This window comes from Devosia subaequoris, assembly GCF_014197055.1.
Lineage (GTDB): Bacteria > Pseudomonadota > Alphaproteobacteria > Rhizobiales > Devosiaceae > Devosia > Devosia subaequoris.
In genome coordinates, this window is record NZ_JACIEW010000005.1 from 250088 (window position 1) to 266822 (window position 16735).

Genomic DNA, 16735 nt, shown 5'->3' on the forward strand with positions numbered 1-16735 from the left:
GAATATAATGCGGGTACTCCTTATTGAGGACGATAGCGCGACAGCGCAGAGCATCGAATTGATGCTGAAGTCCGAAAGTTTCAACGTCTACACCACCGATCTCGGTGAAGAGGGCGTGGATCTCGGTAAGCTATACGACTACGATATTATTCTGCTGGACCTGAACCTGCCGGATATGAGCGGCTACGAAGTCTTGCGGACACTTCGCGTCGCCAAGGTTCAGACGCCCATTCTTATTCTGTCTGGCCTCGCCGGCATTGAGGACAAGGTTCGTGGTCTCGGCTTCGGCGCCGACGATTACATGACCAAGCCGTTCCACAAGGACGAGCTCGTGGCCCGCATCCACGCCATCGTCCGTCGCTCCAAGGGCCATGCCCAGTCGGTCATTTCTACCGGCGATCTGATGGTCAATCTGGACACCAAGACCGTCGAGGTTCAGGGCGCCCGCGTGCATCTGACCGGCAAGGAATACCAGATGCTGGAGCTGCTTTCGCTCCGCAAGGGTACGACGCTCACCAAGGAAATGTTCCTCAACCACCTTTATGGCGGCATGGACGAGCCGGAACTGAAGATCATCGACGTCTTCATCTGCAAGCTGCGCAAGAAGCTCAGCGTTGCCACCGGCGGCAAGAACTACATCGAAACGGTCTGGGGCCGTGGCTATGTGCTGCGTGAGCCCGATGATGCCGAAGGCTACGCAGAAAACGTCGCCTGAACCATCGGCCAGAATAGTTTTGGAGCCCCGCGTGACTTGTTCGCGCGGGGCTTTTTGTCGCCTTTGTGTGCGGTAGGCGACGACAAAGCGCGCAGCTTTCGGAACCGGCACGGTCTCATCACGTTTCGTCCTGAACACAATTTCAGGGGGAACTCACATGGCCGACCTCTCCACCCGCTTGCGCGAACCGATTGTCCTGACAGTGCTCATCGTAGCTGCCGCCGGTTGGCTGGCATTCGTGGCCATGTGGATCAACAGCACCGGGCAAAACGAGCAATTGCGGGCTGATGTGGCGACGTTGACTGCCGAGCGGGATGCCGCGCAGCAGAATCTGGCCGAACGCGAGGAGACGGCCGGCGCGCTGACTGATGCCAGGGCCGAACTGGAGGCCGTCGAGGCTCAGGTGGTAGAGGCCAATAGCCAGCTAGAAGCTGCCAACCAGGATTTCGAAGCGCGCAATGGAGAGCTTGAAAGCGTCTCGCAGTCGCTGCGTGCAGCCCAGGAGGAGGTCGCCGCGCTGGAGTCTCGAGCCGAAGAGGCGACGGCCACGGTTCAGGAACTGGCCGCGCGACAGGCAGCACTGCAGTCGGAGATTCAAAGCTCAAGCCGACAGTTGAACGATGTCGGGTCTCGTCTTGAGGAAGCGCGCCGTCAGGAAGAGACCGCCACGGCCAATGTCGCGCAGCTCGCCGATGAAGCGGCTGAGGCCACAGCCAGCCTGGCGGAGACCCAGAGCCGCCTCCAGGATGCGCGTGAGGAACTGACGGCGAAACAGGATGAGCGGGCGGAACTCGACCAGCAGGCGGAAGCCGCGGATGCTGACCTCGCCGCCTTGCAGCAACAAATCGATGAGTTGAGCGCGCAGCGCACTCGCCTTGAGCAAGATGTCCAGGGCTATGAGGAACAGTTGCAGACCCTGCAGCCGCAGGTGGAGGCATTGACCCAGACCTTGACCGAGCGCTCGCGCGAATTGGAGGAGATCGAAGCTCGTATCGCATCGCAAGTGCCCGCGAAGGAGGACGACGGCGCTGATCAGGCTCGGGCGTTCGAGGATCAGGCTCGGGCGTTCGAGGTTGCGGCCGATGGTGAGGCCAATGGTCTGAGCCTGGAACTTTCCGAAGACGGCCGGTTCGAAATGCGGGACCGTACCGGGGCGCGGGTTGAGGGTAGTTATACACTCGGCGACGGAGAACTGGTGCTTTCGGAGGTCACTGGATATGTCGGCTCAGCCAGCTTCCCAATGACCTGCCCCGTCGAGGACGGCTCCACCGGCCTAAAGGTCGGAGCGGCGGAGGGCTGCGCGATCTCTGGGCTGCAGTTCGATTTGCAGGAATAGGTCGGGGAACATCGTTGCCACAGGCGTTGGTATTTTGACTTGACCTAGCAGCGCCAGCATAGTTGCTCTTCTCGCGATATGGACGCACCATTGTCGGGAGGACGGCCGGTTTGGGTGAGGGGACAATCAAGGGGCGGGAGGAATCGGACCGCGCCATTGCTGCCGTCTGGCGGGTGGAACAGGCACGCGTCATCGCCGGTTTGACCCGCATGGTGCGCGACATCTCCCTGGCCGAGGAACTGGCGCAGGAAGCGTTGGTGGCGGCGCTGAAGAATTGGCCGGAAACCGGTGTGCCGCGCAATCCCGGTGCATGGCTGATGCAGGCGGGGAAACGCAAGGCCATCGACTATTTCCGGCATCGCAAAATGGCGGCCGGCAAGCTCGAAATGCTGGGCCGGGACATGGAAGATGAACGGCCCGATGCGGAAACGGCGATTCACGAGCAAATGGATGACGAAGTTGGCGATGATCTGCTCCGGCTGATCTTTACATCCTGCCATCCAGTGCTGCCGCCAGAGAGCCGGGTGGCGTTGACCCTGCGCCTTATCGGGGGGCTGACCACCGACGAAATTGCCCGTGCATTCCTTGCCACCGACACGACGATCGGGCAGCGCATCGTGCGGGCCAAGCGCACCATTGCCGATGCTGGTGTGCCCTTTGAGGTGCCGCGCGGGGCCGAGCGCGAAGAGCGCGTCGCCTCGGTGTTGGGGGTGCTCTATCTAATCTTCAACGAAGGATATTCGGCCACCGCCGGCGAAGACTGGATGCGACCGAGATTGTGCGAGGAGGCGATGCGCATGGGACGCATTCTTGTCTCACTGATTCCGGAGGAACCGGAGGCTCACGGCCTATTGGCACTGATGGAATTGCAGCACGCCCGAGTCCGGGCGCGCACCAATGCGGCGGGTGAGCCAGTGTTGCTGCCGGACCAGAACCGGGCACTGTGGGATCAGATGATGATTCGGCGCGGCCTCGACGGGCTGACGAAAGCGCAGCGATTGGGCGGAATAGCCGGACCCTATACGCTGCAGGCCGCCATTGCCGCCTGTCACGGGCGCGCACGCAAGGCCGACGAGACCGATTGGCGACAGATTGCAGCGCTTTATGGTCTGCTCAACCAAGTAACCCCCTCGCCGGTGATCGAGCTTAACCGTGCGGTGGCGGTTTCAATGGCTGAGGGGCCGGCGGCAGCCCTGCCACTGGTCGATGCGCTCAAGGCGAGCCCCGCGTTAGAAAATTATCACCTGCTCTATGGGGTGCGCGGCGATATACTGCGCAAGCTGGGGCGCCACACCGAAGCCAAGCTCGAATTTCGGCGGGCCGCCGAGTTGACGCGCAATGCGCGCGAGAAGGCGTTCCTCGAAGGGCGGGCGGAAGAGGCGGTCTGAGGTCACTGTCTGCTGCGGGGGAGAGCGAGCCTGATAGCGCGCTTCAGGGCGCGGGCGCTAGGCGGCTTCCGCCTTGTTCTGGAACTTGCTGACGAGCACGTTGCGATCAAACGGCTTCATCATATAGTCATCGGCGCCGGCCTTTAGCGCGAGCGCAATGGCACCCACGTCGTTTTCGATCGTGCAATAGATGACGCGGGGCTTTTCGCCGCCAACATAGGCGCGCAGCAGCTTGAGGAACTCCAGACCGCTCATAATGGGCATGTTCCAGTCGAGCAGAATGGCGTCAGGCATTTCCTGGCGGCACTTGTCGATGGCTTCCTGCCCGTCCTCGGCCTCGTCCACGATGTAGTCGAGATCTTCCAGCATACGGCGCGCAACCTTACGCACAACGCTTGAATCATCGACGATCAGGCAGCTACGCATGCAAGAGGGCCCCTGGGGACGGTTGAGACGCTTTTTCCACTATGCCGCCCAATAGGTTGGCGAATGGTTAGCGCGACGGTGTGAAATTACCGCTCAAAGCCGATTGACCTTGTGTAATATCCCATGTTGGCAGGTCTTTACGCCCTATTCGGCGTTCACAGCACCTGATTTGGGGGTGGCTGTGAAAAAGAACATGTCGTCTTCCAGACCGATATTGAGCTCCATATCAGTCATGCGGGCCAACAGCCCCGTGTAGAAGGGCTGGATGCCCCGTGCATCCACCGACCCGTCTTCAGGCAGGCCGGACAGGAGCCCGGCAGAGCCGGACGGCACCAGCGTCTTCTGGCGCTTTTCAGGGTCGCTCTTCGAGGTGAACTCGAACTTTTCCTCACCTGTTGCGCCGGTGATTGATGCGAAAACCGTACCCCCGCGCGGCACTGAGCCGGCTGCAATGAGCAGCATGTTCATGAACAGCTTGGCCTTGTGCTTGGGCAGAAGGATCAGCGGCACGGTCCATTCGAGATCGGCTTTTTCAATTTCGAACAGGATGCGCGCCACGCGTTCGCACTCGCGCGTGTCGATATCGGTGCCGGCGGTCGATGACGCGCCATAGGCGAGACGGGCGAACTCAAGCTTGGCGCGGCTCTGCTTGGCGGCGCTGGCGATCAGGTCCCGCGCGCCTTCGGCCATTTCGCCCTGATTGGGGTCGGATAGCACTTCCAGGCCGTTGCCGATGGCGCCGATGGGATTGATGAGGTCGTGGCAGACCCGCGAGCACAACATGGCGGCGAGGTCGGTGGCCTTGAGCTCAATAATATCCATGGTGCGGGTCTCCGTAGGCGCAATGCGCAGAATGGCGGCGAGAATCAGTCTGGGGACAATAAAGCGCCAGAGGGCGGTGCACTACCGGGTCGAGAGCGTTTTGGACAGGGTGGGCCAATGTTCCTGACCACGCAGGGCCGCCGCGTCCGGCGCCAGAAGGAATGCCTCGCGATTGGCGGCGGAATAGAACAAGAAGAGGCGCTGCTTGAAGACCGTGTAGATCAGAGGGTCAGCGTCGGACACAAAGCCGCGCGACATGCTCATGGCACCATGCCCGCCATATTGGGGCGCATAGATTTCCGGATTGCGCCGGAAGATTTCCATATTGGCGGCATTGGCGAACTGGAAGGGGGCGCCCTGCCAGACCAGCTCAAAATCGGGTCGGCCGGGCAGGGGGGCCGGTTCGGTGAAATAGGACACCGGATCCATGCCTCCAATCGCCTGTCCGGTCAGCGGATCGGTGAGGACATAGGTGACGATGGATTGCGCCAGACTTTGCTGAACCGTGGCGGGAAAGGGCCCGAAAAGCGGCAGAACAAGGGCGATCATGGTTAAGATTTGTTTAGAGATATGCTGCATGATTGGCCCAAATGATCGGGAATGCCGGGTCCAAGACTAGGGGCCAAGACCTTAAGGTCTTCGTAAGGGCAGCGATCGACACGGGAGATATGCCATGTTCAAGCGCCTTGCCCAGTTTGCCGCCCTGATCGGTGCTCTAGTGGCCTTCAACGCCCCCGCACTCGCCCAGGGGTCGCTGAGCGATACGTTTTCGGGTGAGGAACTGGTGGATAGCGGCCGCGAGTTCTTCGGCTCTGCTGCACAGGGGCTGGCTTCGGTGGTGGAGCGGGCCGTGGGGCAATATGGCCAGCCCAATGGCTATATCCTGGGTGAGGAAGCGGGCGGGGCCCTCTTCATCGGCGCCAAATATGGCGAGGGCACGCTTTATACCCGCAATGCCGGGCAGTTTTCGATCTTCTGGCAGGGGCCCAGCATCGGACTGGATGTGGGCGGCGACGGCTCCAAGGTGATGATGCTGGTCTATAACCTTGCCACCATCCAAGACATTCTGGGCCGCTATCCTGGGGTGGACGGCTCAGCCTATGTTATTGGCGGTGTCGGCATGACCGTCACCAAGCGCGGCAATGTGGTGGTGGTGCCGATCCGCTCCGGCGTCGGCGCGCGGCTGGGCATCAATGTGGGCTATCTCAACTTCACTGCGGAGCCGACCTGGAACCCGTTCTGAGCGCCAGTATCAATCAATTCATTGCCAAGCCGGGGCTCGTCACCCCGGCTTTGTCGTGACGACCCGCCAGAAACCCGTTAGGGTTAACCAGTGCCAAAGATGGCTTCCGCCCGTCTTTGCTGCCAAAACCGGATAAGGGACTGTCCCAAGGCTGGCGTCTGCGCCGCCGGAGGCTGCATCGATGCTGATCGAAAATATCATGTATTTTGCTCTGGGCCTGCTCGTTGCAGGGCTGGTGGCGCTCATCATCATGCCGGCGGTATGGCGACGCGCCGTGCGCCTGACCAAGCGCCGCATCGAGGCGGCAACGCCCATTACCATGGCCGAATTCCGGGCCGACAAGGACCAGTTGCGGGCCGAGTTTGCGCTATCCACCCGGCGTCTCGAGATGAATGTCGAGACGCTGCGCAAACGACTGGCCGAGCAGCTTGGCGACGCCAATCAGAAGCGCACTGAACTTGGGGCGCTCCGGGCCGAGCGCGAAAAACACCTCGGCGTGGTTCGGGAGCTTGAAGAACGCGAAGTCGAGTTGCGGGCGCGCATTCTCGAACTGGAAAAGGAAGGCGCCAATCTCGGCAACCGGCTGCGCAAGCGTGATCGGGAGCTGGAAAACCGCGCCGAAGAGGTCGAAACACTCCGCAATTCCCTGCGTGGCGGGCTCGCCAAGGCGACTAGGGTCGATGGCATTTCCCTCTCTGGCGATTACGAAGGCGATATCGACCAACTCACCGCAGCGCTGGCAATCGAGCGCAAGCGGGCCGCTTTCCTTGAGGACCAGGCGCATAGTCTGATCGAGCGGCTGGAGAAGTCTGATCGGCGCAGTGCCGAGGCCAGTGCAGCCATTGCCCAGATGCGCGACGCCCTGGCCGGACGCGAAGCCCAGCGCGAGATTGACGCAGAAGAACTGGTGACGGCTGAAGCGCGCATTGCAAGTGCAGAAAACCGCCTCAATGCTCTGTTGGCCGAAACCAGCCAGGTGGTGGAAAAGAACGAAGACCGGGTCGAGCAACTGCTGGCCGACAGGCTTTCAATGGAAGAAGAGCTTGAGCATCTTCGTTCCAAGGTGAGCAATGTGGAAGCCTCGATTATGGCCGATTGGGAAACCGAGCGGTTTGAGGAAGCGCATTTGCGCGAAAAGCTCAATGACATCGCCGCCAGCGTGAGCCGGCTGGTCTATGCCGTTGATCACGAGGCGCCGGCCCAGGCCCGGCAGCCCGAGGAAAGCCTGTTCGACCGGGTGCAACGCTTTGCCGATGACGGAGAGGGGCTGGATGTGTTGCCCACACCCGCCAATACCCAGCGCGGCACCGTGTCGGACCGCCTGGCGGCCCTCAAGGAAATTCAGGAGCGCTAGGGCTGTCGCGGTGGGGCGATTACTCAGTCCCGATCTGCACGCTGCGCTGCAATTCGCCCGTCTCGGCGTCGAATACGCTAAGCGTAGTTGCACCACCGGCGCTGTACGTTACCTGGATAGTGCCATCGGTGCTCAGCGCCGAGATCACCTCGGCGCCGACGGGGATGGTGACGTTTTCCGCCACGGCGGGGGGCGGGCTGTCGCGCATGACGCGATAGACAAGAGCAAAGCCAATCGCCATAAAGCCGAGCAACAGAATGCCCATGGAGACCGCGAAGGAGCGGCGGGCTTTTCCCAGCATGGCCCTGGCTTCCGGCGACAATTCGGTGTCGGCGGTGTCCGGCGTATTTGGTTCAGGATTGCTCATGGCGGAAGACATCGATTTCGAGTTGGAGGGCGAACCCATTGAGGTTGTGGTCGACGCCGAAATGAGCGGCGGGCGGCTCGATGCGATGCTGGCCAAGGCGCATAACGCGCTGAGCCGTAATCGCATCAAGGATTTGATCCTGGGCGGTGCCGTAACTGTCGACGGACGCCCGGTTGGTGAACCCAAATACCGACTCAAGGCCGGGGAGACAATCGTCCTTGTCGCCCCACCCCCCGAAGATCCCGATCCGCGGCCCGAGGACATTCCGCTCGATATCCTGTTTGAAGACGAAAACCTGATCGTCATCAACAAGCCGGTCGGCATGGTCGTGCATCCAGCGCCCGGCTCGCCCTCGGCTACGCTGGTCAACGCACTGATCTTTCATTGCGGGGATAGTCTGAAAGGCATTGGCGGGGTCAAGCGGCCCGGTATCGTGCATCGGCTGGACAAGGACACCTCCGGGGTGATGGTGGCTGCCAAGACCGAACAGGCGCACAAGCATTTGAGCGAACAATTCGCCGATCACGGGCGCACGGGGCCGCTGCATCGCGCCTATATTGCCTATGCTTGGGGTTCGACCCAGTCGGGCATGGGTACGGTCGATGCGCCGCTGGGACGCGATCCGGGCAATCGGTTGAAGCAGGCCGTCATCAAGCATGGACGCGAGGCGATCACCCACTATGCCGTGGAAGCGCGCTATGGCGCGCCGGGTTGGGATGTCACCCGCATCCAGTGCCAGCTCGAAACCGGGCGCACCCACCAGATCCGCGTGCACATGGCCCATATCGGCCATCCACTGGTTTCCGATTTGCTCTATGCACCCGGTTTTGCGACCAAGGTCAACAAGCTGCCAGCCGAAATCGCGGAGGCGGTGAAGGCGCTGGGACGTCAGGCGTTGCACGCTGCCGAACTGGGGTTCGAGCATCCGACGACGGGCGAGGAAATGCTGTTTGCAGCCGAATTGCCGGAGGACCTGCAGGCGCTCGAGGATGCGTTGTCGCCCTATGACCACGTCACACGGCGGGGCTGAATGAGCCAGATGGCTGGCGCACCAGTGCGTTGATGAAGGCGAGCTTTTCGATGACCGGCGGGGAGAGGACGAAGGGGTAGGCGTCGGCCTGCCCCATCGCGCGGTTAAGATTGTTGATCAGGCTCGCCAAGGGGACCCAGTTGTCGATGATCTTTGCCATATCCGGCTCGCGATAGGGATCTAGCTGCACCGGCGCCATATCGAGATTCTCGTCCACGATGCGCGGGCGAGCGCGAACGCCGAAAGCCGCGGCCATTTCGACGGTGTCGATGATGTGCAGGGCATGAGCAAATGTTTCGGCAAAGTCTTCCCAGGGATGGGCCGTGGCATAGGCGCTGATGTGGGTCTGAGACCAGCCCTGCGGGGCACCATTGGCGTAGTAGGCTTCCAATGCATGAGCGTAGTCCTGCCGCTCGTCGCCGAACAGGCCGCGGAAGGTCTCGAGGGCCGGACCCTGGGCGACCAGCAGATCCCAGAAGTGATGGCCGATCTCGTGGCGGAAATGGCCCAGCAGGGTGCGGTAGGGCTCGTTCATGCTGGTGCGCCTGTATTCGCGCTCGGCATCGTCGGCTTCGCTCAGGGCGATGGTGATGATGCCATTGTCGTGGCCGGTCATGACCCGATCGCTGCCTTGCGCATCGTCAGCCAGAAAACGGAAAGCAAGGCCGTGCTGGCTGTCCTCTGCACGGGTGTGAAGCGGCAGGTCCAAGCGTATCAGTGAATAGAACAGGCGCTTCTTGGCGCGCTCTATGGTCTGCCAGCGGCGCTGATTTTCCGGGTCGGAAAGATCGGGAATGGTTTCGTTGTGCCGACATGCGGCGCAATAGATGTCGCCGCCTGCTTCAGCGGGGATCAGCCAGTTACAGGCGCCATGGGCGGCGTTGGCGCAGAACACGAAGGCATCGTCGGCGATGGCCGGAGAGCTCCAAAGCCCGCCATCTTCGACTAACGACACCAAGGCGGAGCGCTCCGGCAGATAGCCCAGCTGATGGCCGCAGCGTTCGCAAACCGCGTTTTCAAAATAGACCGTATTGCCACAATGGGTGCAGGAAAACAGTTTCATCGGTCGCCCTCGACTTCGCAGCCACAATGCGCCCGGTCACAAGCTTGTTCCACAGCAACTGTATGGAGTGGTGTGCGTTTCACGAGCACAACCGAGGAGGACAAGATGCACACCGTGGATGAAGACAAGATTCGCGACCGCGCCTTTCAGCTCTGGGACAAGGCCGGGCAGCCCGAGGGGCGCGAACAGGAATTCTGGTATGAAGCCGAGCGCGAGCTGGCCGAAGAAGACGAGGTCGATACGTCCGCCGAGGCCTCAAAACTTGATCTGCCGCCCGTTGTGCCGGGCGGTCTGGGATAGACGCGCTCCTCTGGCGCAATCCGTCTGCGCCGGGCATATTGCCCGCGCAGGCTGCAGGGCCAGATGAGCATTGAATTTCTGATAACGACGCTGATCGTCGTCATCTCGCCAGGCGCCGGGGCGATCTACACTATCGCAACCGGGCTTGGGCGGGGTGGTCGGGCGAGCCTTTGGGCGGCCGTGTTCTGTACGCTCGGTATTGTGCCGCACATGCTGACTGCCATTACCGGACTGGCTGCGGTGCTCCACACCTGCGCGCTGGCCTTCGACATCATAAAATATCTCGGCGTGGCCTATCTGCTCTACATGGCCTGGTCGACATTGCGGGAGACCGGTGCCGTATCGGTTGCGGCGCGGCAGGATACTAAGCCACTGGGTGCCATGGCTGCCGAGGTCATGCTGATTAATCTGCTCAATCCCAAGCTCTCCGTTTTCTTCTTCGCCTTCCTGCCACAGTTCGTGCCCTCGGGCACGCCGAATGCGGTCACGCGCATGCTCGAATTGAGCGGCGTGTTCATGGCCATGACGTTCGCGGTCTTTGCGTTTTATGGACTGTTCGCCGCAGCCATTCGCGGACAGGTGATGTCGCGGCCGGCGGTGCTGAACTGGATGCGCCGGAGCTTTGCGGCGGCCTTTGTGGTGCTGGGGGCAAAGCTGGCGCTGACCCAGCGGTGAGTGCGACACTGTTCATCATATCCGGATTGCCCGGGGTAGGGAAATCGACCCGCGCTGCCGCACTGGAGGCTGAAACCGGCGCTGTGCGGATGGAGCCGGACGCCTGGATGGCCGAGCTCAAGTTCGACCTCTGGGATGAGGAGCGGCGTGCCACTGCCGAGGCCATGCAGTGGCGCCAGAGCCGAAAGTTTCTGAAAGCGGATGCCCGCGTCATTATCGGGGACCTGCGGGTGCGACGAGCGTTTGCGCCTGGCAATGGACGCGCGGGTGCGCGAACTGGCCGACGAGATCATTGCCGCCCAGGTACGTGAGATCGACGAGATGAAGTCGCTGATTGCAGGTCTGGAGGCTAATCCACCCCCCGCAACTGCCCCCGTGCTGACACTACGGCCGACCGATTCTCCCTAGACGCTGCCCACCGTCTTGAGCCGGATGCGCGGATGTACCTCGTTCTGGCTCATCACCACGGTTTGCGGACGGAAGCGCTCAATGATCGAGCGGACTTGGGGGCGGATCGAGGGCGAGGTGATCAGCACCGGCAATTCGCCCTGCTGGGCGGCGCGCTCATAGGCAGACTGCACTGCGCCGATAAATTGCTGCAGCTTGCTCGGTGCCATGGCCAAATGCTTGTTATCACCGTCGCCTGCCATGGATTCAGCGAAGTCACGCTCCCATTGCGGCGAGAGGGTGAGCAGGGGCAGGTTACCGTCATTGCCCAGATTGGCGGCACAGATCTGCCGGGCGAGGCGGGCGCGGACGTGTTCGGTGATGGTGGAAACAGAGCGGCCATTGCCAGCGATTTCGGCCACGGCCTCGAGAATGGTGGACAGGTCGCGAATGGAAATACGTTCAGACAGAAGAGTCTGAAGCACGCGCTGCAGGCCAGAAACGGTAATCTGGCCAGGCACCAGATCCTCGACCAGTTTCTGCTGATCCTTGGGCAGGCCCGAAAGCAGGGACTGCACATTGGCGTAGCTGAGAAGATCCGAGACGTTGGCCTTGAGAATTTCGGTGAGATGGGTGGAAATCACCGTTGAGGGGTCGATGATGGAAAGACCGCGCAATTCGGCCTCGTCGCGCAGGGCCGGTTCGATCCAGGTAGCCGGCAGGCCGAAAGTGGGCTCGGTAGTGTGGTTGCCAGGCAGGTCGATCTGGTTGCCATAGGGGTCCATCACCATGAGCTGGTTGGCATAAACCTCGCCGACACCGGCCTCGACCTCCTTAATGCGGACTTTGTAATCGTTTGGCTCGAGCTGCATGTTGTCCAGAATGCGCACGGGCGGCATGATGAAGCCCAATTCCAGTGCAAGCTGCCGGCGCAGCGCCTTGATCTGCTCGGTCAGCCGGTCATTGCCGTGCTCGTCTTCCTTGACGAGGCTCAACAGGCCATAGCCCAGCTCGAGCTTGAGATCGTCGATCTTGAGACTGTCGGCAATTGGCGGCTCGGAGGGTTGCGGCGGGGGGGCGGACTTGGCGAGTTCCTCGGCCTGTTCTTCCACCTGACGCCCGGCCTTGGCCCTGCCGGCACGGTAGGCGGCGTAGCCGACGCCGCCGGCCAGAGCCAGGAACGGCAGCATGGGCATCCCGGGTAGCAGCGCCAGGGCAACCATTACCGCCGAGGACATGCCCAGGGCCCGTGGGTAGCCGGTGAACTGCAGCGACAGGGCCTTGTCGGCGGCGCCGGTCACGCCGGATTTGGACACCAGAATGCCGGCGGCGGTCGAGACGATCAGCGCGGGGATCTGGCTGACCAGGCCATCGCCGATAGTGAGCAGAGTGTAGTTGTTGGCCGCTTCCTGAAAGCCCAGGCCCTGCTGCATGATGCCGATCAGCATGCCGGCGGAAACGTTGATGAAGGTGATGATCAAGCCGGCAATGGCATCGCCACGCACGAATTTGGACGCGCCGTCCATGTTACCGAAAAAGGCGCTTTCGCCTTCCAAGTCAGCGCGGCGCTTCTTGGCGGTGTCCTCGTCGATCAGGCCAGCTGACAGGTCGGCGTCGATGGCCATCTGCTTGCCGGGCATGGCGTCGAGGCTGAAACGGGCCGCGACTTCGGCGATACGTCCAGAGCCCTTGGTGATGACAATGAAATTGACGATCACCAGGATTATGAAGACGACAATACCGATGACGAAGTTGCCCGCCGTCACGAAGCTGCCGAAGGCCTCGATGACATTCCCGGCAGCGCCGGTGCCATTGTGACCGTCGGAGAGGATGAGCCGCGTGGTCGCCAGGTTGAGGCCGAGCCGCAGCATGGTTGCGATCAGCAGGACGGTCGGAAAAGACGAAAATTCCAGCGGCTTCTGAATGAACAGCGAGGTCATTAGGATCATCACCGAGAAGACGATCGAGATGGCGAGCAGCATGTCCACCAGGATCGGTGGCATGGGCACGATCAGGATGACGATCAGCGCCATGACGCCGGTGGCGAGCGCGATATCGCCCGAGCGCAGGGTCTCGACTACCTTCGCGATCGAGGGCAACGAAAAGCCTGGTGGTTTGCCGGTCGGGGCGTCGGTCATCTAGTGGTCTGCCTCACGCGGCACCGCGCTTGTCGCCGGGCTCAGGCACAGCCACACCCTCGTCGGCATATTGGTTGAGCTTGTTTCGCAAGGTGCGGATCGAGATGCCCAGGATGTTGGCGGCGTGGGTGCGATTGCCCAACGTGTGGTCGAGAGTATCGAGGATCAGGTCGCGTTCGACATCGGCCACGGTGCGACCTACCAGGGCGCGGTTCATGGCTTCGGCAGTCTGGGCCAATTGGGCGGCCGGAGAGGCTGCCTGTGCTGCTTCGCTCAGGCCCATGCCGTCGGGCAGCACGATGGCGTCGGGGCCGATAATGTCGCCCGAGGAAAGCAGGACGGCGCGGTGCAGGGTGTTTTCCAGCTCGCGCACATTGCCCGGCCAGGGCGCCTTGACGAGCGCGTCGCGGGCCTCGGGGGAGAGACTGCGCGGGGGGAGCCCATTGGCCTTGGCATATTTGGCGACGAAGTGTTCGGACAGGGCAATGATGTCGCCGGGGCGCTCGCGCAGGGGCGGGAGCTTGAGGTTGACGACGTTGAGGCGAAACAGAAGGTCTTCGCGGAAGCTGCCTTCGCGCACGGCCTCGTTCAGATTGCGATTGGACGTAGCCAGAATGCGGATGTCGACCGGCACCGGCTTGGTGCCACCGACGCGATCAATGATGCGCTCCTGAATGGCACGCAACAATTTGGCCTGCAGGCGCACATCCATTTCCGAGATTTCATCGAGCAGTAGCGTGCCGCCGGAGGCTTCCTCGAACTTTCCAATGCGGCGGGCAACAGCGCCGGTGAAGGCACCCTTTTCATGGCCGAACAGCTCGCTTTCCAGCAGCGCTTCGGGGATGGCCGCGCAATTGACCGAGATGAACGGCTTGCTGGCGCGTTTGGAACGGCCATGCACATATTTGGCGACGACTTCCTTACCGGTGCCGCTCTCGCCGGTGATGAGGATGGAGGCTTCCGAGCCAGCGACCTGCTCGGCCATTCGGACCACGCGCTCCATGGCCGGGTCGCGATAGAGAAAGTCCGAGCTTTCGCGGGCGACCGCCGCGATCACAGCTGCAATCAGTTCGGCGTCCGGCGGCAGCGGGATATATTCCTTGGCCCCGGCGCGAATGGCGTTGACGGCTGCCGCAGCGTTTGTCTCGACCCCGCAGGCCACTACAGGGATGGCGATGCGCTCGGCTTCCAGGCCTGCGATCAGGCCGGCAATGTCCATCATCACATCGACCAGCAGCAGGTCGGCGCCCTTGCCGGCGCGGAGTGAGGCCAGGGCGATTTCGATGGAGGGGGCGTGGGCTACTTTGGCGCCGCCATCCATGGCCATCTTGGTTGCTGTTGAAAGCTGGCCTTCCAGGGCCCCGATGATGAGCAATCGCATGATCGTGGTCTTCCCTTATTGCGGCTTGATGATTTCGGTCATGGTGACACCGAGCCGGTTTTCGACCAGCACAATCTCGCCGCGCGCCACCAAGCGCTCGTTGATGAAAATCTCGACCGCCTCGCCAACCTGGCGGTCCAGTTCGATTACCGTGCCGGTGTCGAGCTTGAGCAGGCTTGAGACTGGCATCTTGGTGCGCCCCAGGACGACTGAAACGCGCACGGGTACGTCGAACACGGCCTCCAGATCGGCTGCGGAGCGCTCCATATGGGCCTCGCCCCGGCTATTGCGTTCGGGTGCATCCATTTCACCGAGATTGAAGCCTTCGGCGGCGGTGATGTCGTTTTCAGGCTCGGTCATCAACCGTTCTCCTTGCTTTGGCCGCCTGTGCGCGCCGCGAGATAGGTGGCGATCTGGTGATCGACCTGACGGGCGGTGTCGGCAATGTCGCGCACGAGACCTCCGTCAACCCATTCAAGTCGACCGTCGCCAAGGCGGATTTCCGGGTCACCCATGACGACCAGCCTGCCAGCGAAGCCGGAATGGGACATCTGGGTGGTGGCAGTGTCGCGAATAGCGTCGGCCAGATCTGGATGGCAGCGCACCACCAGATGCGGCACGCCATTGAGGCTGGGCAGGCATTCGCTAATCAACGCCTCAAGCTCGGTCAGCGGAAAGCGCGCGAGCAGGTGCAGCGCCAGCTTGCGACCAATACTCAGAGCCAACTCAACCGCCTGCTGGTGATGTTCGTCGCGCGCTGCGTCCAGCGCCTTGGCGGAGTTGATGGTGTGGGTCGCCAAGGTGCCGGCGGCCGCAGCGATGGTCTGTGTCGCCATGGATGCCGCGTTTTGTTCGCCGGCCTTGAGACCCTCGGCATAAGCTTCTTCGCGCGCGTTGGCGATCAATTGGGCCACCACGTCCTCGGGAATGGAGGGCACTGGTGCGGGGGCAGGCCGCCTGGCGGAGGAGCGGGGTTCGAGATCCAGATCGAAGGTGAAGCGTGCGGGTTGGGCCATGGTGTCACGCAATCATCTGGTCGTCGGATGTGGATTTCATGATCAGGATTTCGCCCTTGGCGGCGAGATCCTTGGCCGTGGCGACCATGCGGGTCTGGGCCTCGTCCACGTCCTTGAGGCGTACCGGGCCCATTGATTGCATGTCGTCCTGAAGCATCTTGGCGGCGCGACTCGACATGTTGTTGAAGAAACTGTCCTTGAGCGAGTCGTTGGCGCCCTTGAGCGCCAAAGCAAGTTCACGCTTGTCGAGTTTTGAGAGCAGGGTCTGGATCGCAGACATGTCGAGCTTGGCCAGATCTTCGAAGGTGAACATCAGCTGCTTGATGCGCTCGGCATCGTCGCGATTGACCTCTTCGAGGCTGGTGATGAAGCGCGCCTCGGTCTGTCGGTCGAAGGCGTTGAAAATCTCGGCCATCTGTTCGTGGCTGTCTCGCCGCTTGGTGTGGTTCAGGGTCGACATGAACTCGGTGCGCAGAGTCATCTCGATCTTTTCGAGAATTTCCTTCTGCACCGGGTCCAGGCCGAGCATGCGCGTCACCACGTCCATGGCCAGCTCTTCGGGCAGCACGGCGAGCACCTTGGAAGCGTGTTCGGTGGCGATCTTGGAGAGCACCACGGCAATGGTCTGGGGGTATTCGTTCTTGAGATAGGCAGCGAGCACGTCGGCCTGCACATTGGAAAGCTTTTCCCACATGTTGCGGCCGGCCGGGCCACGGATTTCTTCCATGATGGCGTCGACCTTGTCCTGGGGCAAAAAGCTCAGGAGCAGGCGTTCAGTCGAGTCGGTGTTGCCCGAGAGCGAACCATTGGACGAGATGGTGGTGACGAACTCGATCATCAGATCATCGAGCATTTCCTGGGTGATCGGCCCCAGCCGCACCATGGCGCGGGAAAGCTGCTTGACCTCGAGTTCATCGAGCTCGTCGAAAATGGGTTTGCCGTAGTCGGGGCCAAGAGCCAGCAGAAGCGCTGCGGCCTTCTCGTCGCCGCTCAGGACGCGCTGTTCGCCACCGACCTGCAGCTGTGCGCCCACCGTTGTCGGGGCGCCGGCGGCGGCATTGTCTTCGTTGGATTGGGATACCAGGGCCATCGTA

Annotated in this window: 19 protein-coding genes and 1 pseudogene; 10 read left to right on the plus strand and 10 right to left on the minus strand. The window is 61.7% G+C overall.

Annotation, left to right across the window (positions count from 1 at the left end; translation table 11 throughout):
* Positions 1-7 precede the first annotated feature (7 nt).
* From ctrA to GGR20_RS11845, 3 genes are all read left to right on the plus strand, one after another.
* On the plus strand, positions 8-715 hold the full coding sequence (gene ctrA / locus GGR20_RS11835) for a response regulator transcription factor CtrA (RefSeq protein ID WP_104893207.1): 708 nt from the start codon (positions 8-10) through the stop codon (positions 713-715).
* A 157-nt stretch (positions 716-872) separates the two neighbouring features.
* Positions 873-2051 (plus strand): coiled-coil domain-containing protein, encoded by a 1179-nt coding sequence (locus tag GGR20_RS11840; RefSeq protein ID WP_183311516.1) that lies wholly within the window; start codon positions 873-875, stop codon positions 2049-2051.
* Between the two features lie 110 nt (positions 2052-2161).
* The gene (locus tag GGR20_RS11845; RefSeq protein ID WP_246349563.1) at positions 2162-3439 is read left to right on the plus strand and encodes an RNA polymerase sigma factor; all 1278 of its coding nucleotides are present in this window, start codon (positions 2162-2164) and stop codon (positions 3437-3439) included.
* A 57-nt stretch (positions 3440-3496) separates the two neighbouring features.
* On the opposite strand, the gene GGR20_RS11850 is transcribed toward GGR20_RS11845, so the two are convergent.
* The 3 genes from GGR20_RS11850 to GGR20_RS11860 form a co-directional block, all read right to left on the minus strand.
* Positions 3497-3865, minus strand: a complete 369-nt coding sequence (locus tag GGR20_RS11850) for a response regulator (protein WP_183311517.1) — start codon at positions 3863-3865, stop codon at positions 3497-3499.
* Positions 3866-4009: 144 nt separating this feature from the next.
* Entirely contained in the window at positions 4010-4687 is a 678-nt protein-coding gene (gene chpT / locus GGR20_RS11855; RefSeq protein WP_183311519.1) for a histidine phosphotransferase ChpT, read from the minus strand.
* An 81-nt stretch (positions 4688-4768) separates the two neighbouring features.
* On the minus strand, positions 4769-5236 hold the full coding sequence (locus GGR20_RS11860; protein WP_183311520.1) for a YHS domain-containing (seleno)protein: 468 nt from the start codon (positions 5234-5236) through the stop codon (positions 4769-4771).
* Positions 5237-5360: 124 nt separating this feature from the next.
* Between GGR20_RS11860 and GGR20_RS11865 the strand changes: the two genes are divergently transcribed.
* Both GGR20_RS11865 and GGR20_RS11870 read left to right on the plus strand, forming a co-directional pair.
* Positions 5361-5930, plus strand: a complete 570-nt coding sequence (locus tag GGR20_RS11865) for a DUF1134 domain-containing protein (RefSeq protein WP_183311522.1) — start codon at positions 5361-5363, stop codon at positions 5928-5930.
* Between the two features lie 181 nt (positions 5931-6111).
* The gene (locus GGR20_RS11870; protein ID WP_183311524.1) at positions 6112-7284 is read left to right on the plus strand and encodes a coiled-coil domain-containing protein; all 1173 of its coding nucleotides are present in this window, start codon (positions 6112-6114) and stop codon (positions 7282-7284) included.
* Between the two features lie 19 nt (positions 7285-7303).
* Here the strand turns inward: GGR20_RS11870 and GGR20_RS11875 are convergent, their stop codons facing one another.
* Complete coding sequence (locus GGR20_RS11875; RefSeq protein ID WP_183311526.1) at positions 7304-7651, minus strand: DUF6476 family protein; 348 nt, start codon at positions 7649-7651, stop codon at positions 7304-7306.
* Between GGR20_RS11875 and GGR20_RS11880 the strand changes: the two genes are divergently transcribed.
* Positions 7650-8681, plus strand: coding sequence for an RluA family pseudouridine synthase (locus GGR20_RS11880; RefSeq protein WP_183311528.1), 1032 nt, complete (start codon positions 7650-7652; stop codon positions 8679-8681). The genes GGR20_RS11875 and GGR20_RS11880 overlap by 2 nt on opposite strands.
* Here GGR20_RS11880 and GGR20_RS11885 read toward each other — a convergent pair.
* Positions 8665-9744 (minus strand): zinc-binding metallopeptidase family protein, encoded by a 1080-nt coding sequence (locus GGR20_RS11885; protein ID WP_183311529.1) that lies wholly within the window; start codon positions 9742-9744, stop codon positions 8665-8667. The two genes, GGR20_RS11880 and GGR20_RS11885, sit on opposite strands and share 17 nt — an antisense overlap.
* A 105-nt stretch (positions 9745-9849) precedes the next feature.
* Between GGR20_RS11885 and GGR20_RS11890 the strand changes: the two genes are divergently transcribed.
* The 4 genes and pseudogenes from GGR20_RS11890 to GGR20_RS11900 all read left to right on the plus strand — a co-directional run bounded on the left by GGR20_RS11890 (position 9850) and on the right by GGR20_RS11900 (position 11127).
* The gene (locus tag GGR20_RS11890; protein ID WP_183311531.1) at positions 9850-10044 is read left to right on the plus strand and encodes a DUF2934 domain-containing protein; all 195 of its coding nucleotides are present in this window, start codon (positions 9850-9852) and stop codon (positions 10042-10044) included.
* Positions 10045-10107: 63 nt separating this feature from the next.
* Positions 10108-10719, plus strand: coding sequence for a LysE family translocator (locus GGR20_RS11895; protein ID WP_183311533.1), 612 nt, complete (start codon positions 10108-10110; stop codon positions 10717-10719).
* Positions 10716-10904 (plus strand): annotated as a pseudogene (locus tag GGR20_RS19250) (P-loop nucleotide/nucleoside kinase family protein); the annotation flags it as partial. The gene GGR20_RS11895 and the pseudogene GGR20_RS19250, both read left to right, overlap by 4 nt.
* A 16-nt stretch (positions 10905-10920) precedes the next feature.
* Complete coding sequence (locus tag GGR20_RS11900; RefSeq protein ID WP_183311535.1) at positions 10921-11127, plus strand: DUF305 domain-containing protein; 207 nt, start codon at positions 10921-10923, stop codon at positions 11125-11127.
* Here GGR20_RS11900 and flhA read toward each other — a convergent pair.
* The 5 genes from flhA to fliG are packed head-to-tail and all read right to left on the minus strand — an operon-like array spanning position 11124 to position 16731.
* Positions 11124-13244 (minus strand): flagellar biosynthesis protein FlhA, encoded by a 2121-nt coding sequence (flhA, locus tag GGR20_RS11905; RefSeq protein WP_183311537.1) that lies wholly within the window; start codon positions 13242-13244, stop codon positions 11124-11126. The two genes, GGR20_RS11900 and flhA, sit on opposite strands and share 4 nt — an antisense overlap.
* A gap of 13 nt (positions 13245-13257) precedes the next feature.
* Positions 13258-14625 carry a sigma-54-dependent transcriptional regulator FlbD gene (gene flbD / locus GGR20_RS11910; protein ID WP_183311539.1) on the minus strand — a complete coding sequence of 456 codons (1368 nt, stop codon included), beginning with the start codon at positions 14623-14625 and terminating at the stop codon, positions 13258-13260.
* 15 nt (positions 14626-14640) lie between these two features.
* On the minus strand, positions 14641-14931 hold the full coding sequence (gene fliN, locus GGR20_RS11915; protein ID WP_246349581.1) for a flagellar motor switch protein FliN: 291 nt from the start codon (positions 14929-14931) through the stop codon (positions 14641-14643).
* 53 nt (positions 14932-14984) lie between these two features.
* Positions 14985-15641 carry a FliH/SctL family protein gene (locus tag GGR20_RS11920; protein ID WP_183311542.1) on the minus strand — a complete coding sequence of 219 codons (657 nt, stop codon included), beginning with the start codon at positions 15639-15641 and terminating at the stop codon, positions 14985-14987.
* Between the two features lie 4 nt (positions 15642-15645).
* A complete protein-coding gene (fliG, locus tag GGR20_RS11925) occupies positions 15646-16731 on the minus strand; it encodes a flagellar motor switch protein FliG (RefSeq protein ID WP_183311544.1) in 1086 nt (361 codons plus the stop codon).
* Positions 16732-16735: the final 4 nt, after the last annotated feature.

What these genes read in the sequence shown, in the direction of transcription:
- GGR20_RS11875 (WP_183311526.1), bottom strand. Translation starts at nt 7,651, where the DNA reads ATGAGCAATCCTGAACCAAATACGCCGGACACCGCCGACACCGAATTG.
- flhA (WP_183311537.1), bottom strand. Translation starts at nt 13,244, where the DNA reads ATGACCGACGCCCCGACCGGCAAACCACCAGGCTTTTCGTTGCCCTCG.
- GGR20_RS11900 (WP_183311535.1), top strand. Translation starts at nt 10,921, where the DNA reads ATGCCCGCGTCATTATCGGGGACCTGCGGGTGCGACGAGCGTTTGCGC.
- GGR20_RS11895 (WP_183311533.1), top strand. Translation starts at nt 10,108, where the DNA reads ATGAGCATTGAATTTCTGATAACGACGCTGATCGTCGTCATCTCGCCA.
- fliG (WP_183311544.1), bottom strand. Translation starts at nt 16,731, where the DNA reads ATGGCCCTGGTATCCCAATCCAACGAAGACAATGCCGCCGCCGGCGCC.
- GGR20_RS11860 (WP_183311520.1), bottom strand. Translation starts at nt 5,236, where the DNA reads ATGATCGCCCTTGTTCTGCCGCTTTTCGGGCCCTTTCCCGCCACGGTT.
- GGR20_RS11890 (WP_183311531.1), top strand. Translation starts at nt 9,850, where the DNA reads ATGCACACCGTGGATGAAGACAAGATTCGCGACCGCGCCTTTCAGCTC.
- GGR20_RS11865 (WP_183311522.1), top strand. Translation starts at nt 5,361, where the DNA reads ATGTTCAAGCGCCTTGCCCAGTTTGCCGCCCTGATCGGTGCTCTAGTG.
- chpT (WP_183311519.1), bottom strand. Translation starts at nt 4,687, where the DNA reads ATGGATATTATTGAGCTCAAGGCCACCGACCTCGCCGCCATGTTGTGC.
- fliN (WP_246349581.1), bottom strand. Translation starts at nt 14,931, where the DNA reads ATGGATGCACCCGAACGCAATAGCCGGGGCGAGGCCCATATGGAGCGC.
- GGR20_RS11850 (WP_183311517.1), bottom strand. Translation starts at nt 3,865, where the DNA reads ATGCGTAGCTGCCTGATCGTCGATGATTCAAGCGTTGTGCGTAAGGTT.
- ctrA (WP_104893207.1), top strand. Translation starts at nt 8, where the DNA reads ATGCGGGTACTCCTTATTGAGGACGATAGCGCGACAGCGCAGAGCATC.
- GGR20_RS11885 (WP_183311529.1), bottom strand. Translation starts at nt 9,744, where the DNA reads ATGAAACTGTTTTCCTGCACCCATTGTGGCAATACGGTCTATTTTGAA.
- GGR20_RS11870 (WP_183311524.1), top strand. Translation starts at nt 6,112, where the DNA reads ATGCTGATCGAAAATATCATGTATTTTGCTCTGGGCCTGCTCGTTGCA.
- GGR20_RS11880 (WP_183311528.1), top strand. Translation starts at nt 7,650, where the DNA reads ATGGCGGAAGACATCGATTTCGAGTTGGAGGGCGAACCCATTGAGGTT.
- GGR20_RS11920 (WP_183311542.1), bottom strand. Translation starts at nt 15,641, where the DNA reads ATGGCCCAACCCGCACGCTTCACCTTCGATCTGGATCTCGAACCCCGC.
- flbD (WP_183311539.1), bottom strand. Translation starts at nt 14,625, where the DNA reads ATGCGATTGCTCATCATCGGGGCCCTGGAAGGCCAGCTTTCAACAGCA.
- GGR20_RS11840 (WP_183311516.1), top strand. Translation starts at nt 873, where the DNA reads ATGGCCGACCTCTCCACCCGCTTGCGCGAACCGATTGTCCTGACAGTG.